Genomic DNA, 25833 nt, shown 5'->3' on the forward strand with positions numbered 1-25833 from the left:
AAGTAATACTGTTCAATTTAGGGTATAATTAAGAAAGAAAATCAAAATGAGAAAAGGCTATAAAAAATGTATCATTTTATCGTTAACTATCTTAGGATTAAGTAATACTGGAGTAACAGCATTTGCTGCGACTTACGGAAACGGTTCTAATGGTGTTAGAAATACTGAACAATTTCAGGTTCGCTATATCGGTGAAGCATGGACTAATCATCGTGGGAATAGCACATGGATTAAATATTATCGAAATGGCTCATTTCTAGGCGGAGCAACAGCGTATAAAGATAGCTGGCGTACAGATAATGGAATGGTATACGATAGTGTAACAATATGGGACTCAATGAATCCTTGGGCTCCAAAAACCACATTCCGCTATAAATTATAGTTAATGTTGTTTATTATTTAAGATAGAGGAGAGAGGTATGAAAAAGTTAATCAACGATTATTACAAAAAAATAATTGTACTAGATTTTGGGACAATTTCATTCTTATCTCTCCTTTTTTATAACAATCGTGAAAGATGGTTTTTGGTTGTTGCTTGTATATTTGTGAATAGTGCGATGACCATTTTTACACTACGATCATATCGTCGTGAGTTTTCAATTCATCATTTTCTGGGAAAAGCACGGATTCGTTTTTTATATGATTACAGTTGTATTCATGGATTAACATTGGTTACTACACTTATTTCTAGTGTTATTATTTGTCAGTTATGTAAGAGGGTAGTATCTCTTATTCTTTTATGTCATTTAATAGGGATAGGATTTCTATTATTTTTTATCAATCTACCTCTCTATTTTATTTCTTTAAGGAGGTTCTTATGAAAAGCATTTATATAGTAATTCTCAAAAAGCGGTGGTATCTTTTCGGATTTTTGATTTTTATTGGATTTTGTATGAACCTTTTTTTATGGAATGAAAGTAGTCAATTGATTCGAGTATACCCAGCACTACAAATTTTGAAAAAAGAAAGTAGACAAAATAGTTATGAAACAGTCTATAATCCTTCTGCAGATTCCTCTGGTCTAGTAAAAGATGCTAGTAAAGAAGAGAGGAGGTCCTTGTATAAAGTGTTATCTACTTATCTTCGGAAACTAGGTGAGACATCACCATTTTACTATCAAAAGTTGAATTACTTAAAAGGTGGAAAATTACAGCCTTTAACGGATTCTGTATTACAATCATCGCTCTTATCAAATGATTGGGATAGCTTATTATTGGATAATATTTTAATTCGCCGTTTAGAAAAACAACAAGCCCAAGAGTTAAACGCAGAATTTAAAAAAATTAATTTTCCAATAACTCTTCGTACTCTTTCTAAAACTTATCAATCACAGCATGATTATTATATCACCAATTTTATTTTTGGAATAAGTATCTCAAGCATTCTATTTATCTTTAGTTCAATAATAATTTATTGGTTGTTAGGAGTAACAATAAAAATCTGTCAATCAGAAATAAAGGTTTTGCGGCTTATTGGTTTGAGCGGGGAACAAATAAGTCAAAATTTAAGTTATTTGTTGATTGCTCCCATTATCTTTGCTTTCCTTGGATTTTTTGTTTATGTAAGTATTTTAAATATAAAGTTTATTTGGGCGGATTATATCTATCTTGGAGGTTTAAATATTCTACTTTTTGTTGCTGCTTTTATCATCAGTAAACGTCGTTTGAAAGGAGTTCTCTATGATTTGTCTTGAACATGTTTCAAAATCCTTTAAAGGAAAAACAATTTTCACAGATTTGAACTTTCATGCAGATTTTGGAGAAATATCTGTGCTTTTTGGAAAATCTGGTATTGGAAAATCTACACTCTTAAATATTATTGCAGGATTAAAACCTATTGATGCTGGACGATATTTTTATCAAGGGGAGATGCTTAATACGAAAGATGACAAAGAAATGAGCTCCTTTCGTAGTTTGCATATTGGGTATATACCACAAGATTTTGCACTAATAGAAGATTATACTGTCAAAGAAAACCTAATGCTTCCGTGTCTTTATCGAAAAGATTTATCTAAAACAGAAATTGAAACAAAAATGCAAGTTTTGATAAGATATTTTGAATTATCAACCATTCTTAACAAAAAGGTTCGATCTCTTTCTGGTGGACAAAAGCAACGTGTTGCTATTATTCGTAGTCTTATGATAGAACCAGACATTATTCTTGCAGATGAACCAACTGCTAATCTGGATAAAGAGAATCTTCAGCTAGTAATAGATTTATTTATGAAAGAAAGAGAAAGTGGGAAAATTATTATTATTGCCACTCATGATGAAAGAATACAATCAATAGCAAACCATATCTATAATATAAAAAATTATAGACTAGATGAATGGAAGAAATAAAATTTTAAATTATTCTATCAATTCTTATCTTTTGAAAAATATTGAAAATGAAACTGAAAAACAGATTATTTTCTAAAAAATAGATAAATTGTCCCTCTATCTAGAAAAGAAGTGTTATAATAGTATTATAAAACGTTTTCAAGAGGATAAGACGATGGAAAAAGAAGTCATTGATTATGGAAAAGTAACAGGTATGGTCCATTCGACTGAAAGTTTTGGAGCTGTTGATGGGCCTGGTATCCGTTTCATTGTCTTTTTACAGGGTTGTAAAATGCGTTGCCAATATTGCCACAATCCAGATACATGGGCAATGGAAACCAATAATTCAAGAGAGCGAACGGTTGAAGACGTTTTGCAAGAAGCGCTTCGTTATCGTGGCTTTTGGGGTAAAAAAGGTGGGATTACAGTAAGTGGTGGTGAAGCTCTTTTGCAGATTAATTTTGTGACTGCACTTTTTACCAAAGCTAAAGAATTGGGAATTCATTGCACTTTAGATACTTGTGCGATGCCGTTCCGCAATACACCAGAGTATCTCAAAGTTTTTGATCGCCTGCTTGAAGTGACAGATTTAGTGTTGCTGGATATTAAAGAAATCAATGATGCCCAGCATAAATTTGTGACAGGGCACACCAATAAGAATATTTTGGAATGTGCAAAATATCTGTCTGATAAAGGTGTTCCAATGTGGATTCGCCATGTTTTGGTTCCAACGTTAACAGACCGTGATGACGACTTAAAAGAATTAGGTGAGTTTGTTAAAACGTTAAAAACAGTTGATAAATTTGAAGTGCTACCTTATCATACAATGGGAGAATTTAAATGGCGTGAATTGGGCACTCCTTATCCATTAGAAGGTATAAAGCCGCCAACTGCTGATCGAGTAGCAAATGCCAAAGAACTTATGAAAACAGAATCTTATACCGAGTATATGAACCGCATACATAATAGTTAATAAAAGCAGGAAGTGAGATTTTGATCAGCACTCAAAAAGTTAGACAGGAAAACTAACGATTGGGTGCTTTTCTATTCCTCTCTTTGTGAAAATCTTAAAATTGTGCTAAAATAAAGTATATAAAAAGTTTACGAGGTACGATCATGTCTAAAATTTTAGTTTTCGGTCATCAAAATCCAGATTCAGATGCGATTGGCTCAGCTGTGGCCTTTGCTTATCTTGCGCGTGAAGCTTATGGCTTGGATACAGAAGCGGTTGCTTTGGGAGAACCAAATGAAGAAACAGCTTTTGTTTTGGATTATTTTGGAGTAACGGCACCGCGTGTGGTGACATCTGCCAAAGCAGAAGGAGTTGAGCAAGTCATTTTAACAGACCATAATGAATTTCAACAATCTATTTCTGACATTGCAGAAGTAGAAGTCTATGGCGTTGTGGATCACCATCGTGTGGCAAATTTTGAAACAGCTAGTCCACTTTATATGCGTTTGGAGCCTGTCGGTTCAGCTTCTTCTATCGTTTATCGCATGTTTAAAGAATCTGGTGTAGCTGTACCAAAAGAACTCGCAGGTTTGATGCTCTCAGGTTTGATTTCAGACACGCTTCTTCTGAAATCACCAACCACTCATCCGAGTGATAAAGTGATTGCACCTGAGTTGGCAGAGCTTGCAGGAGTTGATTTGGAAGAATACGGTTTGGCTATGCTTAAAGCTGGAACCAACTTAGCTAGCAAAACAGCCGAGGAATTGATTGATATTGATGCTAAAACATTTGAATTAAACGGAAACCAAGTTCGTGTAGCACAAGTCAACACAGTTGATATTGCAGAAGTCTTAGGACGTCAAGCTGAACTGGAAGCAGCTATTGAAAAAACAAATGCGGCTAATGGTTATTCTGACTTCGTTTTGATGATTACCGATATTATCAATTCTAACTCAGAAATCCTTGCACTTGGAGGCAATATGGATAAAGTGGAAGCAGCTTTCCATTTCACACTTGAAAATAATCATGCTTTCCTTGCTGGTGCGGTTTCTCGTAAAAAACAAGTTGTACCACAATTGACTGAAAGTTTTAATGGATAAAAATTTGGAAGAAAAAGGAGTTTCGGCTCCTTTTTTGATACAATAGTTCTATGAAGATTCAAGATTTACAAAATGGAGATTTAATTTTTGTATCCAGTCAATCTGATATAGCAGAGGCCATTCAGCGATCAACTGGTTGGTATAACCATGTGGCAATCTTCTTTGCTGGTTGGATTTACCATGCGACAAGCAAGCGCGGTGTCATTAAAGAACCGATAGATCAATTTTTACAGGTTGATGAATGTTATGCTGTTTATGCTTGTTCTGACATAGATGTAAAAGCTGTCTGGAAAAGAGCAGAGCAACACCTTTATAAACCTTATAATAATAGCTTTTATCCAGATACGACAGGCTTTTATTGTTCTGAATATATTGCAGAAATCCTCCCCATTTTTGAAACCATTCCTATGCAGTTCGGTGATGAAAAAGAGAAAATAGCTCCTTTTTGGCAGCAGTATTACAAAGAGTTAGGTTTAGCAGTTCCTCTTCATCAGCCAGGAACCAATCCTAGCCAATTGGCTCAATCCGAAAAATTAGTTTATAAAGGAAGATTAGATGATTAAAGTAATCAATCCCAGTCGTTTAACACGTCAGCCTTTTTTTCATGAATTGATAAATTATTTAGACCGACATGATGATGTTACTTTGCGAGAGATAAAGTGCGAATTTGCAAACTTTTCCAATATTGATCGCTCTATAGAGGACTATATCAAGGCAGGCTATGTGGTTCGAGCAAACAAACGGTATCAACAAACCCTTCCTCTACTGCAAAATGTGACGGATTTGTCTTTGGATCAGGAAGTATTTGTACGAGATGACAGTTCTCTTTATAAAGAATTGCGGAATGTGCGCTTTAAGACACGCTTGACCAATCAGACCAACCAGGTTATTTTAGTGGAAACAACAGATTTTCTCAGAGAGCAGCTGACACTTTCCAATTATTTTTATAAGCTAAAGCAACAATATCCATTGAATAATCAGCAACAAAAGCTTTATAAGTTGATAGGAGATGTTAATCCGGAGTATGCTCTAAAATATATGACAACTTTTCTGCTAAAGTATGGTCGTAAAACTGAGCTGATGCAAAAACGGCACGATATTTTTGTAGATGCTCTAGTGATTTTAGGCTATATCGTACCTAACGAATCAGGAAACTATGAGTTGAAACTGGATTTTGATAAAGAAACCTTAACCTTTCGTGTACAAAAGTCTGTAGACTTTTACAATAAACATCATAGAATAATAAAATTTTGAGATTTTTTGATAGATTTATAGGTACAATGGTTATGGTTGGTATGAGGCTGGGATGAAAGTCTCTAGCTTCAAAGGATACGGTGCAATAAATCAACGATGCAGTAGCTGATTGCTCCAATAGTCCACTGGACTATTGGAGGTTGAAAAGAACCCTTCCATGAAGATGTGTCAAAAACACAGCTTTGAATTGGCGGATAGGGGGGTAAAGCAAGTTTCAAGGTTTGTTCGCTTTTCAAGCTCGGAAGAGTACTTTTGATGAAAATTTCGTTTTCCGCACTCGCCACCTCAACAGGCTCCCAGACTGTTGAGCAACCTTGCGGAGTGAGACTATAAACTAAAGATTTTTAGTTTTGAGTTCCGTCCCTCTCCCATTTCGTTTTATGAAAGGAATATATCGTGAATCTTTTAGCAAGAATTTGTCCCACTCAACCCCTGAAGTATCTGAAATGGTTTGATATTGTCATCGTGACGGTCTTGCTATTTGGGCGATTTATCTATCGTTCAACAGAACTTTATCTTGCTAGCTTGTCTCCGTCCACTACAACAGCAGTAGCAGATGCAACTAGTAAAACAGCAAATGACGGAGCCGCTTATTCTAGTAACTTAGAATTACAACTTCTCATGTTAGCTCTGACGGTAGTATATTTGTTGTTTCGTCGATTTGACTTTAAGCAGTTGCCGATTCGTCTATCGTGGTCGGTACTCTTTTGGATTCCTTTTATCTTTGCGGTGATGGGGATTCTAGCAGATACCGTGACGACCCTTAGCGGAGAATATAACTATTTTGATCCCCAGTTATGGAAATACATTGATCTATTAGAAATTTTCCGTAAGTTTACCGATTTGACACCGATGATGATTCTCTATGCTTTGCTAAATGGCTTTTATGAAGAATTTTTCTTCTTAGGCTTATTAACCTCGGTAAAAGAAAAATATAAATGGTGGGTTCTTCTTTATTCGATGATCATTCGTGTTTCTTTCCACACTTATTATGGAATGCTCTGGGCACTGACGATCGGTGTTGGTTTTGGACTTCTATATTATTGCCTTTACAAATATAAGGTTAAAAATCTCTTACCTTTCTTCCTCGCGCATGCTCTTGCGGATATCTATGGTTCAAGTCTAATGTATGTTTTGATTAGTTGGAGAAAGTAAAATCATAAGGCAAGATTCTGATTTCTAAAAAATGATGCTTATTTTACTTTACTAATATAAAGTTGTTGTTTTTTCAATAGATAAATTGCAAAAAAAAGTGCAACAAATCTAAAATTCATCCATAAGAGCCTCAAATGCTGTTTTGTAACCTAAGCATTTTCTTGGACGGTGATTTATAGCAAGTAAAGCATTTACTAACGATTCATCAGTAATGTCGGTTAGATTAGTCCTCTTAGGAAAATATTCTCTAAGCAATCCATTTGAATTTTCATTACTTCCTCTTTGCCAAGATGAATAAGCGTCCGCAAAGTAAAAGTCTATTCCTAAAGCTTCCACTTGAGGATAACAAGCAAATTCTTTTCCTCTGTCTGATGTAAATGTTTTTAAAAAGTTCTTAGGAAAAATCTTCTGAAGTGTTTCTATGACTGAAAACATTGACCTAGCTGATCGGTCAGGTATTTTAAATGCCAGATAAAAACGTGTTTTTCGCTCTACAAATGTAGCCAAGCATCCTTTGCTTTTCCCTCTGGAAGAAACCATGGTATCTAATTCCCAATGACCGAAACTTTGCCTCCTCTTCACTTCTTTAGGTCGTTTGGAAATAGGTTTACCAATAATGAATTTCCCTCTCGTCTCATGGGGTTCACGTATTTTACCTTTTCGTCTTAACGTCTCTACACTCACTTCGAGTTGGCCATTATATATCCAATTATAAATCGTTTTAAACGATACGATTGGCTTATTTTCGTACTGATAACGCCCATGAATCTGCTCGGGTGACCAGGATGCTTTTAAATGACGTTCTATATTTTTCTTCATCAGTGAAGTACATGCAGTTTTCCTTCCCTTAAGTCTAGATAATTCCTCATATTGCCTTTGTGCTTCTTCGGCAGAATATTTATTTGGACACCGTTTGATTTCTCGGCTAATTGATGAACGGTGAAAACCTAACTTAGTTGCAATATAGGACTGATTAAAACCTGCTTCAAGATATGCTTCTATCTTTAGCCGATCAATTATGGTAATATGTAAGTAGCTCATAGGATCTCCTCGTGTCTGTTTGTGTGCTTACTTACAGTTTACACGATTTGAGAACCTATGGGTTTTTTGTTGCACTATATTTTACAATTTATCAATAATTAAAGGTCGAAGACTGTTATCTCGACCTTTATTCAATTCTATAAATACCTTTCCGCAATCGCGTAATCGCCTAGATAGTCTGTTTTTTCTCCATTTATGATTTGGTAACAATCAGCACCTTTACCAGCTAGAATAACAGCATCGCCTTCTTTGTTTGTTAAGCTAAGAGCTTTTTTGATAGCTTCTTTGCGGTCTGCAATCGTGTAAACGTCAAAAGAAATGTAGCTGGCAATTTCTTTAGCAATGGCAATCGGATCTTCGTAGTTAGGGTCATCTGCTGTCAAGATAACTATCAATTCTGGATGGCGATTGAGTAGTTGTCCAAAATCTTTGCGACGACTTTCTCCTTTATTTCCGGTTGCACCAAGCACTAAAACAATTTTGCCTTTTTGGTGTTCTTGAACGACAGATAGGAGATTAGCCAGACTGACACCATTGTGCGCATAATCAACAAAAACTTTTGCACCATTGTTTTGAGTCAGCACTTCCATGCGCCCAGGTACACGTGTAGCAGCAATGCCTTTTTTTATATCAGAAATAGTGGCACCTAAGCGTAGACAGGCAAGGCTAGCAGCAAGTGCATTTTCTTGGTTAAAACGTCCGATTAGCTGAATGTCAAATTTTTCTGTGAGGATTCCGCTTGTTTCAAAAGAAAATGCTTGCGAATGATGAATTTGATTGTCGGAATATTGTCCATAGAAATCATGTTCTATAGATGCAACTTGCTCAGCCACCACTTGGAAATAATCCATTTCGCTATTAACGACAACAGTTCGGCTATTTTCCATGAGGAGTCGCTTATGATAAAAATAATCTTCAAATGTCGGATGTTCAATTGGTCCGATATGATCAGGGCTGATATTAAGGAAAACACCAACGTCAAAGGTTAAACCGTAAACTCGCTTTTTTAAATAAGCCTGACTGGAAACTTCCATAATCAGATGAGTTCGGCCATTTTCAACCGCTGTCGCCATCATTTTGAACAAATCTAAGCTTTCCGGTGTTGTCAAAGTAGATTTGAAGAAATGTTCTCCGTCAAGCGTCGTGTTCATAGTAGACAACAAGGCAGGCTGATGACTTTGTTGGAGGATGTGATAAGCAAAATAAGCCGAAGTTGTCTTTCCTTTGGTTCCTGTAAATGCGAGCAGTTTGAGTTTGTCTTGCGGATTTCCATAAAATTCCATGGCAAGAAGACTCATGGCTTGTTTGACATCATTGACTAGAATCACTGGGATAGTTACTTCAAAATCCGTCTCACTGACATAGAACCGTAAGCCTGATTCAATCGCTTTTCCCAAAAATTCTTTTTTAAAATTATCACCTTTGACAAAGAAAAGAGTTGAAGCAGTCACATCGCGGCTGTCATAGCTGATGTTATCAAATGTGACATCAGTAATGTTATAATAGTATTCACCTTTATCAATGATTTCGCGGAAATTGTGATCATTTTTTAAAATTTTTAATGCGTTCTCAATTGTTATCATATTTCTATTGTAAACCTAATGGCGAGGTTTTACAAGCGGAAAGGAAAAGTTTATAATAAGATAAGACTACTTTTAGAGGTTATGTATGGATCAACAAACAACAACTCAACAAAAACAAATGCTTCTAGGGACAGCTTGGTTGACAGCAAGTAACTTTATCAGCCGTTTTTTAGGGGCGATTTATATCATTCCTTGGTATATCTGGATGGGCAAACATGGTGCAGAAGCTAATGGCTTGTTTACGATGGGATATAATATTTATGCTTGGTTTCTTCTGATTTCCACAGCAGGCGTACCTGTTGCGGTCGCTAAGCAAGTTGCGAAATACAACACAATGGATCAAAAGGATCATAGTTTTACCCTCATTCGTGAATTTTTGAAATTTATGCTCTTGTTGGGAGCCATTTTTGCAGTGGTGATGTATCTCTTATCACCTTTCTTTGCGCATGTATCAGGCGTTGGAAAAGAACTCATTCCTGTCATGCAAAGCCTATCTTGGGCAGTACTGGTATTCCCAGCTATGAGTGTTATCCGTGGCTTTTTCCAGGGATTTAACAATTTAAAACCATATGCAATCAGTCAAATTGCTGAGCAGGTGATTCGTGTTATTTGGATGCTTTTGACAACATTCTTTATTATGAAATTGGGTTCTAAAGACTATGCTGCTGCAGTTACACAATCAACATTTGCTGCTTTTATTGGCATGTTTGCCAGTATGGCGGTTTTGGTTTATTTCCTCTGGAAAGCGAATTTGCTGTCATCCATTCTGCATAAGCCAGTGTCAAGCACCAACATTAACAGTCGTGCTCTTTTAGTGGATACGATTCGGGAAGCTATTCCGTTTATTATTACTGGTTCTGCCATTCAGCTTTTCCAGATTATTGACCAAGTAACTTTTATCAATGTTATGAAATGGTTTACGAACTATACGAATTCTCAGCTGGTGGTTATGTTTAGCTATTTCTCCGCTAATCCCAATAAAATTACGATGATTTTGATTGCGGTAGCGACTTCTATCGGGGGTGTAGGAATTCCACTGCTAACAGAAAACTATGTCAAAGGTGATTTGAAGTCTGCAGCACGTCTTGTTCAAGATAACTTAAGTATGTTACTGTTATTTCTCTTACCAGCAACAATTGGCTCTGTCTTAGTGGCGCGTCCATTATACACAATTTTTTATGGGCGACCAGATCGTTTAGCTTTAGGTTTGTTCATTTTTGCTATGTTACAGACAATTATTTTAGGCATTTATACTGTCTTGTCGCCAATGATTCAAGCGCTTTTCCAAAATCGCAAAGCTATTATCTATTTTGGCTATGGAGTTCTTGTTAAGCTTATTTTGCAAATTCCATTTATTTATTTATTCAGAGCCTATGGTCCGCTTCTTGCAACGACAGTCGGACTGATTGTTCCAATTGTTTTGATGTACCAACACATTCGCCAAGTAACAGGACTCAATCAAAGAATTCTCGTTAAACGGAGTTTATTGATAGGGATTTTAACTGCTATCATGTCTCTTTTAATTGCCATTGTGGAAGTGGTACTGGGAGTTGTCTTTTATCCAAATGGACGCATTTCTAGCATGCTTTATTTAATTATGATTGGTGGTCTGGGAATTATCATTTATGGAGCAATGGCTTTGCGGGTTCGCTTGTTAGATCGATTTATTGGTGAAAAAGCTCAAGTTTTACGTGAAAAATTTCATATTCATTAAAAGGTCGTAAGGCTTTTTAATGTTGTAGAAAATTTATAAAAATTAAGCTATAATAAAAATAGCTATTCTTGCAATAAAAGTTTATAAATGATGAATCCTTCAATAAAAATTATAGAGCAGCTTTTTTGAAAGGATATTTAATGCTAGGCTATTCTAGCGAAGATATCAAGATGCTATGATTTAACAGATGATTTTTTCCGATTGTCCATTGGGATTGAGGATAGCCAAGATTTGATAACAGATTTAACATTTGCTTTGGAGGTATAATATGAGCAAATACAATTTTCAAACAGCACCGAATCGCTTGTCTCATCACACTTATAAATGGAAAGAAACAGAGACTGATCCTCAATTGCTACCAGCATGGATTGCAGATATGGACTTTGAAGTCATGCCAGAAGTGAAAAATGCGATTCACGACTATGCAGAACAGTTAGTTTATGGCTATACGTATGCGAGTGATGAGTTGCTCCAAGCGGTGTTGGATTGGGAAAAAAGCGAACATCAGTATTCGTTTGATAAGGATTCTATTGTTTTTGTGGAAGGTGTTGTGCCAGCCATTTCTATTGCGATTCAAGCCTTTACCAAAGAAGGAGAAGCGGTCCTAATCAATTCTCCTGTCTATCCACCCTTTGCTCGTAGTGTCCAGTTAAATAATCGAAACTTAGTATCCAATTCTCTAAAAGAAGAACATGGTCTGTTTCAAATTGATTTTGAACAATTGGAAAACGATATTGTTGAAAATGATGTGAAACTCTATCTTCTTTGTAATCCGCACAATCCAGGGGGACGTGTTTGGGAAAGGGAAGTTTTAGAACAGATAGGTCATCTTTGTCAAAAACACCATGTTATCTTGGTATCAGATGAAATTCATCAAGATTTGACGTTATTTGGCCATGAACATGTTTCCTTTAACACTGTTTCACCGGATTTTAAAGACTTTGCTCTGGTACTTTCTAGTGCTACCAAGACTTTTAATATTGCAGGCACCAAAAATTCCTATGCCATTATTGAAAATCCTACGCTATGTGCACAGTTTAAACACCAGCAACTTGTTAATAACCACCATGAGGTGTCAAGTTTAGGCTACATTGCGACAGAAACGGCCTATCGTTATGGGAAACCTTGGTTAGTGGCATTAAAAGCTGTGTTAGAAGAAAATATTCAATTTGCAGTGGAGTATTTTGCCAAAGAGGCTCCGCGTTTAAAAGTAATGAAACCACAAGGGACCTATCTGATTTGGCTTGATTTCAGTAACTATGGTTTGACAGATGATGAACTCTTTACTTTATTGCATGACCAAGCAAAAGTCATTCTCAATCGGGGAAGTGATTATGGAAGTGAGGGTGAGCTGCATGCGAGACTAAATATTGCAGCGCCTAAGTCTTTGGTAGAAGAGATTTGTAAGAGAATCGTGTGTTGCTTGCCCAAATAAAATAAAAAGAAATGTTCGAAAACAGTCACTTTTGGTTGACAATCGTTCTTAAGAGGAGTATAGTTAGTATGAAAAATCGGTAGGTGAGGCTACCATAGGGATACGGATGACTACCGCAAAGTAGTGGAGACACTATGCGCTGGTTAGCAGTTGAGATCGCTAAGGTTTTGACTAATGTCATTTCACTGCCCTACGGAGTTAAAGCTTGAACGGTAACACAAGACATACAGTCCTGCCATGTTTTTCATGGTAGGATTTTATCGTTTTGAGCTGATTTTTTAAAGAAAAAATGCAAGGGAAAGGGGTGGAGAATATGCCGAATGATGATCACCCGAGTCAACAGGAAAACAGTCGATTACCATATCTGAGCATTCCTCACGCTCCCTTGGAATCGACTCTAGCAAATGAATGACATCTGAGTAAAAAGGCTGTATGCAGCTATTTTGTCACTCGGATGTATCTTATATAGAGGAGAAAATCAGTGAAAACAGCAAAAGAAAGATTAACAGATGCTCTTCGTATGTCTGTAGTGGATACGATGACATTTTTCAACACATCTAGATTGGGTTTGACAGAGGAGCAAGTAGAAGAAAATCGCGATCTATACGGTGAAAATGAATTGACCAAAGGGCAAGAAGATTCAATTGTTAAAAAAATTTATGAGTCTATTATCAACCCATTTACCGTTATTCTTTTACTCATTGCATTGGTGTCCTTGGTTACCAATGTTTGGCTGGCAAAGCCAGGGCAAGAAGATCCGACAACGTTTATCATTATTGTTGTCCTTGTCTTGCTGTCTGGTAGTATTCGCTTTGTGCAAGAATTGCGGAGTGACAAAGCTGCCAGTAATCTTTCGCGTATGATTGTCAATACAGTGACAGTTGTTCGTGAGGGAAAAGAGCAAGAAATTCCGATTACAGAATTAGTGGTGGGAGATATTATCCGCTTGAGTGCAGGAGACATGTTGCCAGCAGATGTGCTAATTTTGGATTCGCGCGACTTCTTCGTACAACAGTCAGGTTTGACAGGTGAAAGTGACGCTGTTGAAAAAATGGCACTGGATAAATGTGAGATAAAAGAAACTGAGAGTTTACTTGAATCTGACTCACTTGCCTTTATGGGAACCAATGTAATCTCTGGTCGTGCTATCGCGCTTGTGCTTGTTGTTGGCGACGACACAAAAATGGGAGCTATTGAGCAAACGCTTAACACTTATGATGAACCAACTTCATTTGAACGAGAAATGAACAGTATTTCATGGTTGTTGATTCGTCTTATGTTGGTACTCGTACCTATTGTCTTTTTTATCAATGGTCTGACAGATGGGGATTGGCTAGAAGCTGGTGTATTTGCACTCAGTGTTGGTGTCGGTTTGACGCCAGAAATGCTTCCTATGGTCATCACAGCAAGCTTAGCGAAGGGGTCAATTCTTATGGCAAAAGAAAAAGTTGTCATCAAGAAACTCAATGCCATTCAAGATTTAGGAGCAATTGATATTCTTTGTACGGATAAAACAGGGACATTGACACAAGATGAGATTGTCTTGGAGTATCCACTTGATATTCATGGAGATCTTGATTTGGCTGTGCTTCGTCGGGCTTACTTAAATTCTTATTATCAAACAGGGTTAAAAAACCTGATGGATCGTGCCATTATCAATCGGACAGAAAAAGAAGCTGAAAAGCATGAAATCGTTCGCAATTTAGACCAAGCTTTTAAGAAGATTGATGAATTACCTTTTGATTTTGAACGCCGTCGTATGAGTGTACTGGTTCGAGATGATGAGAATGTCGTTAGCATGGTGACAAAGGGTGCTTTAGAAGAAATGTTGACTATTTCAAATTCTGTCGAATATAAAGGGAACATTCTTCCCTTGACAGAAGAAATCCGTCAAGAAATTTTAGCAGAAGTCGCACAGTTAAATGAGCAAGGTCTGCGTGTGCTGGGAGTCAGTTATCGTTCGGACTTGGATGCTGATTATGAATACACGGTCAAAGATGAGTCTGACATGATTCTGACAGGTTATCTTGCTTTTCTCGATCCACCAAAACCGTCAGCAGCCCCTGCTATTAAAGCATTAGCCGAGTATGGCGTAGCTACCAAAATTTTAACAGGTGACAATGAAAAAGTTACAGAAGCAGTTTGTGAGAAGGTTGGCTTAGATGCAAAGAACATCTTGCTAGGCTCTATGATTGAAACGATGTCGGATGAAGAATTGAGCAGAGTTGTTGAAACCACAACTGTTTTTGCTAAATTATCGCCTGACCAAAAGGCGCGCATCATTTTACAACTGAAAGCAAACGGGCACAAGGTTGGTTATATGGGTGATGGAATCAATGATGCTCCTTCTATGAAAGTAGCTGATGTAGGTATTTCAGTTGATACAGCTGTTGATATTGCAAAAGAAACAGCTGATGTTATTCTGTTAGATAAAGACTTATTGGTGCTTGAAAAAGGCTTGGTGGAAGGTCGCAAAGTCTATGCCAACATGACCAAGTACATCAAGATGACAGTGAGTTCCAACTTCGGAAATATCTTTTCTTTGCTAATCTCAAGTATTTTCTTACCATTTTTGCCTATGGCACCGATTCATTTGATTGTGTTGAATTTGGTCTATGATATTTCTTGTATCGCTTTACCATTTGACAATGTAGACCGTGAATTTTTGCAAAAGCCTCGCATTTGGAGTGCAAAATCCATTACTCGTTTCATGGCCTGGATTGGTCCAATTAGTTCTATTTTTGACTGTACAACCTTTTTAATTTTGTTCTTTATTATTGCACCAATGATAACAGGGTCTGTTTATCATCATGGTATGTCTAGTAATTTCATTACGATTTTCCAAACAGGTTGGTTTATTGAGTCCATGTGGACGCAAACGATGGTTATCTATATGTTGCGCTCACCCAAATTACCATTTATTCAAAGTAGACCGGCTTTATCCGTAGTCATGACCACTCTAGCGGCAGTCTTCTTTGTGACTTTATTGCCCTACGGTCCTTTTGCAGCTCTTTTAAAAGTCACTCCATTAAATGGGATGTATTTCTTATTCCTAATCCTCATTATGGTATTGTATATGGCAAGTGTTACATTTGTGAAGCATTTATATATAAAAAAATACCACGAATGGTTATAAGGACTTGGTAATCTTTGAAAAGGCTTGTTTATTATAAGCCTTTTTTATGTTTTTTTGTTATAATAAGAAGAATAAATTGAAAGAAGGAACACCAATCATGGAAAAATTTCAAGTGATCGCACATCCGCTCATTCAGCATAAATTGTCTATCTTACGCCGTACAGATACATCTACCAAGGCTTTTCGTGAGTTAGTAAATGAAATTGCTATGCTAATGGGTTATGAAGTTTTACGTGACTTACCATTAGAAGATGTGGAAATTGAAACACCCATTACAAAGACAGTTCAAAAACAACTAGCTGGTAAAAAATTAGCTATTGTCCCAATCTTACGTGCAGGTATTGGTATGGTAGATGGTCTTTTGAGTCTTGTACCAGCTGCTAAAGTCGGACATATTGGAATGTATCGTGATGAAGAAACTTTGAAACCAGTTGAATACCTTGTGAAATTACCGGAAGATATTAGCCAACGTCAAATTTTCGTAGTGGATCCGATGTTAGCAACAGGTGGCTCAGCTATTTTAGCTATTGATTCACTGAAAAAACGTGGAGCACACAATATTAAATTTGTCTGTCTTGTTTCGGCTCCAGAAGGCGTGAAAGCTTTACAAGAAGCTCACCCAGACGTAGAAATCTTTACGGCAGCCCTTGATGATCACTTGAATGAAAATGGCTACATCGTTCCAGGATTGGGAGATGCAGGAGATCGTCTTTTTGGTACAAAATAATAAGTTTTATGTTTGACCTTTTTTGACCAAAAGACTATAATAGTCTCATATTTGAAAAATCTTACTAAGAATTGTTGGTCAGATTAAAATATCAGATGAAAAGGAGAATACAATGATTCCTGTAGTTATTGAACAAACAAGCCGTGGGGAACGCTCGTACGATATTTACTCACGTCTTTTAAAAGATCGCATTATTATGCTAACTGGAGCAGTTGAAGATAACATGGCCAATTCTATTATTGCCCAACTGCTTTTCCTAGATGCTCAAGATAGTACAAAGGATATTTATCTTTATATCAATACGCCAGGAGGTTCTGTATCGGCGGGTCTAGCGATTGTCGACACAATGAACTTCATCAAATCAGATGTTCAAACAATTGTCATGGGAATGGCTGCGTCCATGGGAACAATCATCGCTTCAAGTGGTGCTAAAGGCAAACGCTTTATGTTGCCAAATGCAGAGTACATGATTCACCAACCAATGGGTGGAACTGGTGGCGGTACGCAACAAACCGATATGGCGATTGCTGCTGAACATTTGCTGAAAACTCGAAACAATTTGGAAAAAATTCTTGCAGATAACTCTGGTAAGACCGTTAAGCAAGTTCATAAAGATGCTGAACGTGACTACTGGATGAGTGCTCAAGAAACACTAGATTATGGTTTCATTGATGAAATCATGGCAAATAACAACTTGAACTAATGCTCTATTTGCTATTATCTGAAAAAAATGTCCTCTGATGGGCATTTTTTTGATATACTTATAAATGAAAAAATATTAGAAAGAAAACTCATGTTTAAAAAAGAAGAACGAACAGGTATCATTGTCTATTTATATTATAATCGTGACATAAAAAGAATTGCGTCCATTGGTGATATTGTCTATCATTCCAAAAAGCATCGTTATCTTCAGTTGTATGTAGATACTGTGCAAGTAGATGGTATTGTTGAGAAACTATCTAAGGAAAAATATGTCAAACAAGTACGGGTTTGTCATATTCAAGAATTGGATACAGACTTCGTTGGAAGTTTGTTTAGAGAGAAGGAAAACGTAAACATGTAAAAAAATTCTGTTGACTACTTGACAATTGTCAGATAATTCGGTATATTCTTAACATATTATTTTGAAACAAGGAGTTAAGAATATGAAAAAGAGAATTGCGCTATCATTTGTTGCTCTTGCAAGCGTTGCTCTTCTTGCCGCTTGTGGGGAAGTGAAGTCAGGTGGATCTAATGCAACAGGTACAAAAGTTGCTGATAAGACGATTAAAATTGGATTTAACTTTGAAGAGACAGGCGCAACAGCTGCTTATGGTACAGCCGAGCAAAAAGGCGCTCAGCTTGCAGTTGAAGAAATCAATAAAGCAGGTGGTATTGACGGAAAAAAACTAGAAGTAGTGGACAAAGATAATAAATCTGAAACAGCAGAAGCAGCTTCTGTAACGACCAACTTAGTAACCCAATCGAAAGTCAATGCAGTTGTAGGACCTGCGACTTCTGGTGCAACGGCAGCAGCTGTTTCTAATGCGACAAAAGCAGGTGTACCGTTGATTTCACCTAGTGCTACTCAAGATGGCTTGACAAAAAATCAAGAGTATTTATTCATTGGGACTTTTCAAGACAGTTTCCAAGGGAAGATTATTTCTAAGTATGTCACAGAAACGTTAAAAGCGAAAAAAGTTGTGCTTTATACGGATAATTCAAGTGATTATGCTAAAGGTGTCGCAAAAGCTTTCCGCAATGCGTATAAAGGCAAGATTGTTGCAGATGAAAAATTTGTCGCTGGTGATACGGACTTCCAAGCAGCTTTGACCAAGATGAAAGGGAAAGATTTTGATGCAATTGTCATCCCTGGTTACTATACTGAAGCTGGTAAAATTGTCAATCAAGCGCGTGGTATGGGAATTGATAAACCAATCGTTGGTGGTGATGGCTTTAATGGTGAGGAATTTGTCCAACAAGCAACTCCAGCCAAAGCCTCAAATATCTACTACATCTCAGGTTTTTCTTCGACAGTTGATGTCTCAGCGAAAGCTAAGAAATTCCTAGAAGCTTACAAGGCTAAATACAACAATGAAGAACCTTCAACATTTGCAGCGCTAGCATATGATTCTGTTTATCTTGTTGCCAATGCCGCCAAGGGTGCGAAAACATCTGTTGACATCAAAGACAATCTTGCCAAGACAAAGAATTTTGAAGGTGTAACAGGTGATACCAGCTTTGACAAGAATCATAACACTGTTAAAACAGCCTTTATGATGACCATGAATAATGGGAAAGTCACAGCAGCTGAAACAGTTAAGCCATAATCTTTCATAAAGAACTGCTTAAAATATATTTTATAGTGTATAGAAGAGTAACTATTTATGGTGGACATCGTAGATAGTTACTTCTCTTTATGTGGATTAAAAGAAGTAGTTAGGATAGATATCTTAGTTTTAAGAATGTAGCTCATTATGATTTGTAAGATAGAGTAACTGCTAGATCTGTCTTAAATTGTTTAACATCAATCAGCTATAAGGTGAGAAAAAGGAACTGACGACTTCTTTTGCTCAAACTTGGAATAGAGAGTAAGGAGAACCAATTTCTTTGAAACCGCGATTTACTCACTCTTTTTTTGCGATAGGATAAGAAAGATGTGAATCACCACATCATCCTTTCGTCGATATTATATTTAGAAAGTGTGGTGGCCATGCTCCAACAACTTGTTAATGGTCTAATTTTAGGGAGCGTCTATGCTTTGCTCGCTCTCGGCTATACCATGGTTTATGGAATTATCAAACTCATCAATTTCGCTCATGGAGATATTTACATGATGGGTGCTTTTATGGGGTATTTCTTGATAAATTTCCTTCATCTTAATTTTTTCCTTGCCTTAATCTTTGCAATGATTGGGACAGCGGCTTTAGGCGTACTAGTCGAATTTTTGGCTTATCGCCCGTTGAGAAATTCGACTCGAATTGCAGCTTTGATTACTGCAATTGGTGTTTCGTTTTTCTTGGAGTACGTGATGGTGTATTTTGTAGGAGCCAATACTCGTTCGTTCCCCCAAGTGATTGAAACGGTTCGTTATAGTTTTGAACCGATTAGTCTCACCAATATCCAATTAATGATTTTGGCTGTTTCCCTAATTTTAATGGTGTTGTTACAAGTCATCGTTCAAAAAACAAAAATGGGAAAAGCCATGCGGGCAGTTTCGGTCGATAGCGATGCGGCGCAACTAATGGGAATTAATGTCAATCGTACGATTAGTTTCACTTTTGCTTTGGGTTCGGCTTTGGCAGGAGCGGCAGGTGTGCTCATTGCGCTTTATTATAATTCCCTTGAACCATTGATGGGAATGACTCCAGGGCTGAAATCGTTTGTTGCTGCAGTTCTTGGTGGGATTGGCATTATCCCCGGAGCAGCATTAGGAGGCTTTGTTATTGGTTTGTTAGAAACCTTTGCAACAGCTTTTGGTATGTCAGATTTCCGTGATGCGATTGTGTATGGTATTTTAATCTTAATTTTACTCGTTCGTCCTGCAGGGATTCTTGGTAAGAATGTGAAAGAGAAGGTGTAAGCTATGAAGAAGAATTTAAAAATAAATATTTTATGGTTTGTTCTCCTTCTTGCTGGGTATGGGTTGATTACCTTGCTTGCTAGTGCCGGAGTTTTGAATGATTTTTATCTACAAATCTTACAACAAATTGGTATTAACATCATTTTGGCAGTAGGTTTAAATTTGATTGTTGGCTTTTCAGGTCAATTTTCTCTGGGACATGCTGGATTTATGGCAATTGGCGCCTATGCAGCTGCGATTATTGGCTCGAAATCAGCTACTTATCCGGCCTTTTTTGCAGCTATGGTATTAGGAGCGGTGATTGCAGGAACAGTAGCTTTGATTGTCGGGATTCCTACTCTTCGCTTGAAAGGTGATTATTTAGCGATTGCAACGCTTGGGGTCTCTGAAATCATTCGCATTTTAATCATTAACGGTGGTGATTTGACCAATGGAGCTGCGGGTATCTTGGGTATTCCTGCCTTTACCAATTGGCAAATGGTATATTTCTTTGTAGTTATTACAACTATTTTGACCATCAATTTTTTCCGTAGCCCAATTGGACGAGCAACCTTATCAGTTCGTGAAGATGAAATTGCGGCAGAATCTGTAGGGGTCAACACTACTAAAATTAAAGTGGTTGCGTTTGTCTTCGGAGCTATAACAGCTAGTATTGCAGGCTCACTTCAGGCTGGATTTATTGGTTCTGTTGTGCCGAAAGATTATACCTTCATCAATAGTATCAATGTCTTGATTATCGTGGTCTTTGGTGGTCTTGGTTCTATGACAGGTACTATTGTTGCAGCAATTCTCTTAGGCATCTTAAACATGGTGCTACAAAATGTGGCAAGTATTCGTATGATTATTTACTCTCTTGCTTTGATTTTAGTGATGATTTTCCGACCAGGTGGACTTCTTGGTACTTGGGAATTGAACTTCTCACGCTTTTTTAAAAATGATAAGGAGGTCAACTAATGGCGCTTCTTGATGTAAAAAATCTAACAAAAAATTTCGGCGGGCTGACCGCTGTTGGTGATGTAACCTTGGAGCTGAATGATGGGGAATTAGTTGGTCTCATTGGTCCAAACGGTGCAGGGAAAACAACGTTGTTCAACTTGTTAACGGGTGTTTATGAACCAAGTGAGGGAAGTGTGACTTTGGATGGCCATTTGATCAATGGTAAAGCTCCTTATAAGATTGCTTCGTTAGGGCTTAGTCGCACATTCCAAAATATTCGATTATTTAAGGATTTGACAGTGCTAGATAATGTCCTGATTGCTTTTGGAAATCATCATAAAGCACATGTCTTTGCTAGCTTCTTTCGTTTGTCAACTTTCTATAAAAATGAGGCAGCATTGCGTGAGAAAGCTCTCAAATTACTGAAAATTTTTGACTTAGACGGAGAAGCAGAGACTCTTGCTAAAAATTTAGCTTACGGACAGCAGCGGCGGTTGGAAATTGTGCGTGCTCTAGCAACAGAACCCAAAATTCTCTTTTTAGATGAGCCTGCTGCGGGAATGAATCCGCAGGAAACAGCAGAATTGACAGAGTTAATCCGTCGTATTAAAAATGAATTTCAAATCACAATTATGTTGATTGAGCACGATATGAGCCTCGTCATGGAAGTAACCGAGCGAATCTATGTATTAGAATATGGTCGGTTGATTGCACATGGGACTCCTGATGAGATTAAAAATGATAAACGTGTTATCGAAGCTTATCTGGGAGGTGGAGCCTAATGTCTATGCTAAAAGTTGAGAATCTTTCTGTTCATTATGGCATGATTCAGGCAGTCCGAGATGTCAGTTTTGAAGTCAACGAAGGAGAAGTTGTTTCTCTTATTGGTGCAAATGGTGCTGGAAAAACGACGATTCTTCGGACAATTTCAGGACTGGTTCGCCCAAGTTCAGGAAAAATTGAGTTTTTAGGAAATGAAATTCAGAAAGTTCCTGCTCAGAAAATTGTGGCGGCAGGACTGTCTCAGGTACCGGAAGGACGCCATGTATTCTCAGGTTTGACCGTTATGGAAAATCTGGAAATGGGTGCCTTTCTGAAAACAAATCGTGATGAAAATCAAGCAAATCTAAAGAAAGTTTTTTCACGTTTTCCGCGTTTGGAAGAGCGTAAGAATCAAGATGCTGCAACTCTTTCTGGAGGTGAGCAGCAGATGCTTGCCATGGGACGGGCTCTCATGTCTACTCCTAAACTCTTGCTTTTAGATGAGCCCTCAATGGGATTGGCTCCTCTTTTCATCCAAGAAATTTTTGATATTATTCAAGATATTCAAAAGCAAGGCACAACTGTCTTATTGATTGAGCAAAATGCTAATAAAGCGCTCTCAATTGCTGACCGTGGCTACGTTTTAGAAACAGGAAACATTGTTTTGTCTGGCACAGGAAAAGAATTGCTCGCTTCTGATGAAGTTCGCAAAGCTTATCTTGGTGGGTGAAACGAGGACAAAAAGAAGTGGTTTTCTGCTTCTTTTTTATTCACTAATTTATTATTGGAAAGCGGAACAATGACTTTGAAAGCGTTTGAAATAAGCTGAAAAATACAGTATAATAGAACTGAAAAATCAGAGATAAAGGAGATTTCCATGGCAGTTAAAGATTTTATGACACGAAAAGTGGTGTACATTAGTCCAGACACGACGGTAGCACATGCTGCTGATATTATGCGTGAGCAGGGATTGCATCGACTTCCTGTGATTGAAAATGACCAATTGGTCGGTTTGGTGACTGAAGGAACGATTGCAGAAGCAAGTCCTTCAAAAGCAACAAGTTTGTCTATTTATGAGATGAATTATTTGTTAAACAAGACCAAAATCAAAGATGTCATGATTCGTGATGTGGTGACAGTGTCGCAATTCGCTAGCTTGGAAGATGCAACTTATTTAATGTTAAAAAACAAGATTGGAATTTTACCAGTTGTGGATAACCAACAAGTTTATGGTGTCATTACAGATCGTGATGTTTTTAGAGCCTTTCTGGAAATTGCTGGCTATGGAGAAGAAGGCATTCGTGTCCGCTTCATTACAGAAGATGAAGTCGGTGTGTTGGAAAAAATTGTGCATTTAATTGTTGAAGAAAATCTTAATATCTCTAATGCTGTCAATATTCCACGAAAAGATGGGAAAGTTGTTATTGAAGTGCAAATCGATGGTGATATTGATTTGCTAGCTTTGAAAGCAAAATTTGAAGATAAAGACATTCAGGTTGAGGATATAACCCGTACTTCAGCAAAAGCTTTATAACAAAATAAAAACGCATGGAATCAGTAAAAACTAGTAGCATGCGTTTTTTTATAGTTATTATCTTTGAAGTGGTTGTTTATTAGCATCTAGAGTAAAGCCTTCACCCAGGATTTCATGAGCATCTGTAATCGTAATAAAGGCACGTGGATCAACACTATGAATCACATTTTTCATCGTTTGCATTTCGTTCCGTCCAACGACACAGTAAATGAGTTTTAAGTTGTTTTCACTATAGTAACCTTGTCCATTGATGAAAGTAACTCCGCGGCCGAGATCTTCATCGATTTTCTTTGCTAACTCTTCTGGATGATTTGTGATCACCATAAATCCTTTACCAGCATAACCGCCTTCACTAATCAAGTCAATCACTCGTGAAGCGATAAAGACAAAAATCAAGGTATAAGTCACTAGGCGAACATCTTTAAAAACAAGTACAGTGAAAATAAGGACGCAGAAGTCTACAGTAAACATCAATTTTCCCATGGAGATGTTCGTATACTTGTTAGCGATTCTAGCAATGATGTCCGTACCACCAGTGGTGCCACCAGCATTGAAAACAATTCCTAATCCAACGCCAGCAATAACCCCTGTTAGGAGCGCTACAATTACGAGATCGCCTTCAAGGTTAATCACGAAAGGAATTTTCTCAAAGATAGTCAGCCAACCAGAGACTGCAAAGGTTCCTAAGATGCTAGAGTATAATAGCCGTGAGCCAAAGACTTTCCAGGCAATGATGAAAAGAGGAATGTTGATGATGAGATTCATCAGTGAAACGGGAATTTTAAGTAAATAGTATGTGATGAGAGTCACCCCAGTCGCGCCCCCTTCATACAAATGATTTGGAATAATCAGATAATTGATGGCGAAAGCAAAAATTCCAGCTCCTAGAATAATCGTCAGATAGTTTTTAAACTTAGACATGATAACCTCCTAATAGTTTCTGCACACTCTATTGTATCAAATCTTGAAAGCTTATGTACAATTTTGAAACTAATTTTTAAAGTTTTTTTGTCGGTGATTTTTCTTTCTTTTTTTGATAAAATAGAGAATAGAAAAATTAGAAATGAGTTACTATGTCAAAAGGAATGTTCATCTCTTTAGAGGGACCAGATGGTGCAGGGAAATCAAGTGTTTTAGAAGCTTTGATTCCTATTTTAGAAACAAAAGGGCAGGCGTTTATCACAACGCGAGAACCTGGTGGAGTAGCGGTTGCTGAAAAAATCCGTGATATTATTTTAGATCCTAAGCATACAGAAATCGATGAAAAAACAGAATTGCTACTTTATATTGCTAGCCGCAGGCAGCATTTGGTAGAGCGCATCGTACCAGCCTTGAACCGCGGTGAGCTTGTGTTAGTAGATCGTTTTATTGATAGTTCTGTTGCTTATCAAGGATTTGGTCGCGGGCTTAAGGTAGCAGACATTGACTGGCTAAATAATTTTGCGACAGACGGTTTGAAGCCAGATTTGACTCTTTATTTTGATATTGAAGCAGAAGAAGGCTTAGCCCGCATCGCTAAGAGTAAGGATAGGAGAGCAGATCGTTTAGATCAAGAAAGTGTGGAATGGCATAAACGAGTCCGTGAAGGATATTTATCTATTCTTGAAAAAGAGCCAAATCGTATGAAAAGGATTGACGCCAGTCAGCCACTTGAAAAAGTAATTTCCGATACGGTAGCAGTGCTAGCAGAGCATGTTGAGAGTCTAAAATGAAAATAGAAGAATTAGCTCAGTTACAGCCAGTCTTGTTTGAGCGTTTTGAAGAAATTTTAAGACAGGATCGTCTAAATCATGCTTATCTGTTTACAGGAGCTTTCGGTAGTTTTGAGATGGCTCAATGTTTAGCACAGAGTTTATTTTGTACCAATAAAAATGGTGTCTTACCCTGTGGTGAATGTCGAAATTGCTGCTTGATTGAGGCAGAGGATTTTTCAGATGTGACGGTTGTTCGACCAATCAATAATATTATAAAGACAGAGCGAGTCAGAGAATTGGTACGCAATTTTTCGCAGTCTGGATTTGAGAGCAACAAGCAAGTTTTTATCATTTGTGACGCAGAAAAAATGCATGTCAATGCGGCTAATTCACTGCTGAAAGTGATTGAAGAGCCGCAAAGTGAAGTGTATATTTTTTTACTGACGGCAGATGAAAACCTTATTTTGCCGACCATTAAAAGTCGAGCGCAGCGATTTTATTTTCCGAAAAATAGTCCTTATTTACTAGAGAAATTAGAACAAGCTGGAGTGATGAAGACGCAAGCAGAATTGTTGACGGTTTACAGTCAGACGGAAGAAGAAGCTATGCGTTTGGCAGCTAGTTCATCATTTTTTGAACTAGTTAATGAATGTGAATGTTTTGTATCTTTTTGCTTGAATCAAAAAGCAATCGCCTATTTGCAGGTTGCGAAGTTAGCTGGTCTGGCTGATGATAAGGAAAAGCAAGGACAGGCTTTGAAGGTGCTGGAAATTTTATTTGCTAAAGAGATGGAAACAGAGTGTGGACGCTATTATTTAGACGGTATATTTACAGCGAGGAAAATGTGGCAAGCAAATGTTAGTTTTCAAAATGCACTCGAATATATGGTGTTACAAGAAAGAATCTGATGTGCTGTATTAGCATAGG

25 protein-coding genes and 1 riboswitch are annotated in these 25833 nt (G+C 37.4%); of the genes, 22 read left to right on the plus strand and 3 right to left on the minus strand.

Features of this window, described 5'->3' with window-relative positions; all coding sequences use genetic code 11:
• Nucleotides 1-46 precede the first annotated feature (46 nt).
• From SCSC_RS02350 to SCSC_RS02385, 8 genes are all read left to right on the plus strand, one after another.
• Nucleotides 47-382 (plus strand): hypothetical protein, encoded by a 336-nt coding sequence (locus SCSC_RS02350; RefSeq protein ID WP_006269863.1) that lies wholly within the window; start codon nt 47-49, stop codon nt 380-382.
• Nucleotides 383-817: 435 nt separating this feature from the next.
• Nucleotides 818-1693: a hypothetical protein gene (locus tag SCSC_RS02355; protein WP_006269867.1), complete on the plus strand. Its 876-nt coding sequence runs from the start codon at nt 818-820 to the stop codon at nt 1691-1693.
• Nucleotides 1680-2342, plus strand: coding sequence for an ABC transporter ATP-binding protein (locus SCSC_RS02360; RefSeq protein WP_006269884.1), 663 nt, complete (start codon nt 1680-1682; stop codon nt 2340-2342). The genes SCSC_RS02355 and SCSC_RS02360 overlap by 14 nt, the downstream gene beginning before the upstream one ends.
• Before the next feature lie 154 nt (nt 2343-2496).
• A complete protein-coding gene (gene pflA / locus SCSC_RS02365) occupies nt 2497-3294 on the plus strand; it encodes a pyruvate formate-lyase-activating protein (RefSeq protein WP_006269862.1) in 798 nt (265 codons plus the stop codon).
• A 143-nt stretch (nt 3295-3437) separates the two neighbouring features.
• Complete coding sequence (locus SCSC_RS02370) at nt 3438-4373, plus strand: manganese-dependent inorganic pyrophosphatase (protein ID WP_006269856.1); 936 nt, start codon at nt 3438-3440, stop codon at nt 4371-4373.
• A gap of 50 nt (nt 4374-4423) precedes the next feature.
• Nucleotides 4424-4936 (plus strand): YiiX/YebB-like N1pC/P60 family cysteine hydrolase, encoded by a 513-nt coding sequence (locus SCSC_RS02375; RefSeq protein ID WP_006269874.1) that lies wholly within the window; start codon nt 4424-4426, stop codon nt 4934-4936.
• Nucleotides 4929-5627: a DUF1803 domain-containing protein gene (locus tag SCSC_RS02380; protein ID WP_006269858.1), complete on the plus strand. Its 699-nt coding sequence runs from the start codon at nt 4929-4931 to the stop codon at nt 5625-5627. Before SCSC_RS02375 ends, SCSC_RS02380 begins: the two co-directional genes overlap by 8 nt.
• Before the next feature lie 396 nt (nt 5628-6023).
• Nucleotides 6024-6782 carry a CPBP family intramembrane glutamic endopeptidase gene (locus SCSC_RS02385; protein WP_006269860.1) on the plus strand — a complete coding sequence of 253 codons (759 nt, stop codon included), beginning with the start codon at nt 6024-6026 and terminating at the stop codon, nt 6780-6782.
• Between the two features lie 108 nt (nt 6783-6890).
• Here SCSC_RS02385 and SCSC_RS02390 read toward each other — a convergent pair whose 3' ends face one another.
• Both SCSC_RS02390 and SCSC_RS02395 read right to left on the minus strand, forming a co-directional pair.
• Nucleotides 6891-7823 (minus strand): IS30 family transposase, encoded by a 933-nt coding sequence (locus SCSC_RS02390; RefSeq protein WP_022524711.1) that lies wholly within the window; start codon nt 7821-7823, stop codon nt 6891-6893.
• Nucleotides 7824-7960: 137 nt separating this feature from the next.
• Complete coding sequence (locus SCSC_RS02395) at nt 7961-9406, minus strand: UDP-N-acetylmuramoyl-L-alanyl-D-glutamate--L-lysine ligase (RefSeq protein WP_006269845.1); 1446 nt, start codon at nt 9404-9406, stop codon at nt 7961-7963.
• 85 nt (nt 9407-9491) lie between these two features.
• Between SCSC_RS02395 and SCSC_RS02400 the strand changes: the two genes are divergently transcribed.
• From SCSC_RS02400 to SCSC_RS02460, 12 genes are all read left to right on the plus strand, one after another.
• Nucleotides 9492-11120, plus strand: a complete 1629-nt coding sequence (locus SCSC_RS02400; protein ID WP_006269843.1) for a putative polysaccharide biosynthesis protein — start codon at nt 9492-9494, stop codon at nt 11118-11120.
• 268 nt (nt 11121-11388) lie between these two features.
• Nucleotides 11389-12555 (plus strand): MalY/PatB family protein, encoded by a 1167-nt coding sequence (locus SCSC_RS02410; RefSeq protein WP_006269830.1) that lies wholly within the window; start codon nt 11389-11391, stop codon nt 12553-12555.
• 68 nt (nt 12556-12623) lie between these two features.
• Nucleotides 12624-12776: riboswitch (M-box (ykoK) riboswitch) on the plus strand.
• 260 nt (nt 12777-13036) lie between these two features.
• Entirely contained in the window at nt 13037-15691 is a 2655-nt protein-coding gene (gene mgtA, locus SCSC_RS02415) for a magnesium-translocating P-type ATPase (RefSeq protein WP_006269838.1), read from the plus strand.
• Between the two features lie 97 nt (nt 15692-15788).
• The gene (upp, locus tag SCSC_RS02420) at nt 15789-16418 is read left to right on the plus strand and encodes a uracil phosphoribosyltransferase (protein WP_003025639.1); all 630 of its coding nucleotides are present in this window, start codon (nt 15789-15791) and stop codon (nt 16416-16418) included.
• A gap of 88 nt (nt 16419-16506) precedes the next feature.
• Complete coding sequence (locus SCSC_RS02425; protein ID WP_225791046.1) at nt 16507-17121, plus strand: ATP-dependent Clp protease proteolytic subunit; 615 nt, start codon at nt 16507-16509, stop codon at nt 17119-17121.
• Nucleotides 17122-17211: 90 nt separating this feature from the next.
• Entirely contained in the window at nt 17212-17481 is a 270-nt protein-coding gene (locus SCSC_RS02430; protein ID WP_006269844.1) for a DUF2129 domain-containing protein, read from the plus strand.
• Between the two features lie 82 nt (nt 17482-17563).
• Nucleotides 17564-18727 carry an ABC transporter substrate-binding protein gene (locus SCSC_RS02435; RefSeq protein WP_006269829.1) on the plus strand — a complete coding sequence of 388 codons (1164 nt, stop codon included), beginning with the start codon at nt 17564-17566 and terminating at the stop codon, nt 18725-18727.
• 383 nt (nt 18728-19110) lie between these two features.
• A complete protein-coding gene (locus SCSC_RS02440; RefSeq protein ID WP_037565780.1) occupies nt 19111-19980 on the plus strand; it encodes a branched-chain amino acid ABC transporter permease in 870 nt (289 codons plus the stop codon).
• 3 nt (nt 19981-19983) lie between these two features.
• Complete coding sequence (locus tag SCSC_RS02445; RefSeq protein WP_006269828.1) at nt 19984-20934, plus strand: branched-chain amino acid ABC transporter permease; 951 nt, start codon at nt 19984-19986, stop codon at nt 20932-20934.
• Complete coding sequence (locus SCSC_RS02450; RefSeq protein WP_006269840.1) at nt 20934-21698, plus strand: ABC transporter ATP-binding protein; 765 nt, start codon at nt 20934-20936, stop codon at nt 21696-21698. Before SCSC_RS02445 ends, SCSC_RS02450 begins: the two co-directional genes overlap by 1 nt.
• Entirely contained in the window at nt 21698-22408 is a 711-nt protein-coding gene (locus SCSC_RS02455) for an ABC transporter ATP-binding protein (RefSeq protein WP_003070044.1), read from the plus strand. Before SCSC_RS02450 ends, SCSC_RS02455 begins: the two co-directional genes overlap by 1 nt.
• Before the next feature lie 147 nt (nt 22409-22555).
• Nucleotides 22556-23212 (plus strand): CBS domain-containing protein, encoded by a 657-nt coding sequence (locus tag SCSC_RS02460; protein ID WP_006269836.1) that lies wholly within the window; start codon nt 22556-22558, stop codon nt 23210-23212.
• A 57-nt stretch (nt 23213-23269) separates the two neighbouring features.
• Here SCSC_RS02460 and SCSC_RS02465 read toward each other — a convergent pair whose 3' ends face one another.
• The gene (locus tag SCSC_RS02465) at nt 23270-24133 is read right to left on the minus strand and encodes a YitT family protein (protein ID WP_003070041.1); all 864 of its coding nucleotides are present in this window, start codon (nt 24131-24133) and stop codon (nt 23270-23272) included.
• Nucleotides 24134-24285: 152 nt separating this feature from the next.
• Here SCSC_RS02465 and tmk point away from each other — a divergent pair, with 152 nt between their 5' ends.
• Together tmk and SCSC_RS02475 are read left to right on the plus strand one after the other, a co-directional pair.
• Nucleotides 24286-24924: a dTMP kinase gene (gene tmk, locus SCSC_RS02470; protein ID WP_006269846.1), complete on the plus strand. Its 639-nt coding sequence runs from the start codon at nt 24286-24288 to the stop codon at nt 24922-24924.
• Nucleotides 24921-25814, plus strand: coding sequence for a DNA polymerase III subunit delta' (locus SCSC_RS02475; RefSeq protein WP_006269834.1), 894 nt, complete (start codon nt 24921-24923; stop codon nt 25812-25814). The genes tmk and SCSC_RS02475 overlap by 4 nt, the downstream gene beginning before the upstream one ends.
• The last annotated feature ends 19 nt before the right edge of the window (nt 25815-25833 follow it).

Source organism: Streptococcus constellatus subsp. constellatus, assembly GCF_023167545.1.
In the GTDB taxonomy this organism is placed as follows: domain Bacteria; phylum Bacillota; class Bacilli; order Lactobacillales; family Streptococcaceae; genus Streptococcus; species Streptococcus constellatus.

Bases quoted from the DNA above. Each gene is read 5' to 3' on its own strand.
- SCSC_RS02350 (WP_006269863.1), top strand. From the start codon at position 47: ATGAGAAAAGGCTATAAAAAATGTATCATTTTATCGTTAACTATCTTA.
- SCSC_RS02355 (WP_006269867.1), top strand. From the start codon at position 818: ATGAAAAGCATTTATATAGTAATTCTCAAAAAGCGGTGGTATCTTTTC.
- SCSC_RS02360 (WP_006269884.1), top strand. From the start codon at position 1,680: ATGATTTGTCTTGAACATGTTTCAAAATCCTTTAAAGGAAAAACAATT.
- pflA (WP_006269862.1), top strand. From the start codon at position 2,497: ATGGAAAAAGAAGTCATTGATTATGGAAAAGTAACAGGTATGGTCCAT.
- SCSC_RS02370 (WP_006269856.1), top strand. From the start codon at position 3,438: ATGTCTAAAATTTTAGTTTTCGGTCATCAAAATCCAGATTCAGATGCG.
- SCSC_RS02375 (WP_006269874.1), top strand. From the start codon at position 4,424: ATGAAGATTCAAGATTTACAAAATGGAGATTTAATTTTTGTATCCAGT.
- SCSC_RS02380 (WP_006269858.1), top strand. From the start codon at position 4,929: ATGATTAAAGTAATCAATCCCAGTCGTTTAACACGTCAGCCTTTTTTT.
- SCSC_RS02390 (WP_022524711.1), bottom strand. From the start codon at position 7,823: ATGAGCTACTTACATATTACCATAATTGATCGGCTAAAGATAGAAGCA.
- SCSC_RS02395 (WP_006269845.1), bottom strand. From the start codon at position 9,406: ATGATAACAATTGAGAACGCATTAAAAATTTTAAAAAATGATCACAAT.
- SCSC_RS02400 (WP_006269843.1), top strand. From the start codon at position 9,492: ATGGATCAACAAACAACAACTCAACAAAAACAAATGCTTCTAGGGACA.
- SCSC_RS02410 (WP_006269830.1), top strand. From the start codon at position 11,389: ATGAGCAAATACAATTTTCAAACAGCACCGAATCGCTTGTCTCATCAC.
- upp (WP_003025639.1), top strand. From the start codon at position 15,789: ATGGAAAAATTTCAAGTGATCGCACATCCGCTCATTCAGCATAAATTG.
- SCSC_RS02430 (WP_006269844.1), top strand. From the start codon at position 17,212: ATGTTTAAAAAAGAAGAACGAACAGGTATCATTGTCTATTTATATTAT.
- SCSC_RS02435 (WP_006269829.1), top strand. From the start codon at position 17,564: ATGAAAAAGAGAATTGCGCTATCATTTGTTGCTCTTGCAAGCGTTGCT.
- SCSC_RS02440 (WP_037565780.1), top strand. From the start codon at position 19,111: ATGCTCCAACAACTTGTTAATGGTCTAATTTTAGGGAGCGTCTATGCT.
- SCSC_RS02445 (WP_006269828.1), top strand. From the start codon at position 19,984: ATGAAGAAGAATTTAAAAATAAATATTTTATGGTTTGTTCTCCTTCTT.
- SCSC_RS02450 (WP_006269840.1), top strand. From the start codon at position 20,934: ATGGCGCTTCTTGATGTAAAAAATCTAACAAAAAATTTCGGCGGGCTG.
- SCSC_RS02455 (WP_003070044.1), top strand. From the start codon at position 21,698: ATGTCTATGCTAAAAGTTGAGAATCTTTCTGTTCATTATGGCATGATT.
- SCSC_RS02460 (WP_006269836.1), top strand. From the start codon at position 22,556: ATGGCAGTTAAAGATTTTATGACACGAAAAGTGGTGTACATTAGTCCA.
- SCSC_RS02465 (WP_003070041.1), bottom strand. From the start codon at position 24,133: ATGTCTAAGTTTAAAAACTATCTGACGATTATTCTAGGAGCTGGAATT.
- tmk (WP_006269846.1), top strand. From the start codon at position 24,286: ATGTCAAAAGGAATGTTCATCTCTTTAGAGGGACCAGATGGTGCAGGG.
- SCSC_RS02475 (WP_006269834.1), top strand. From the start codon at position 24,921: ATGAAAATAGAAGAATTAGCTCAGTTACAGCCAGTCTTGTTTGAGCGT.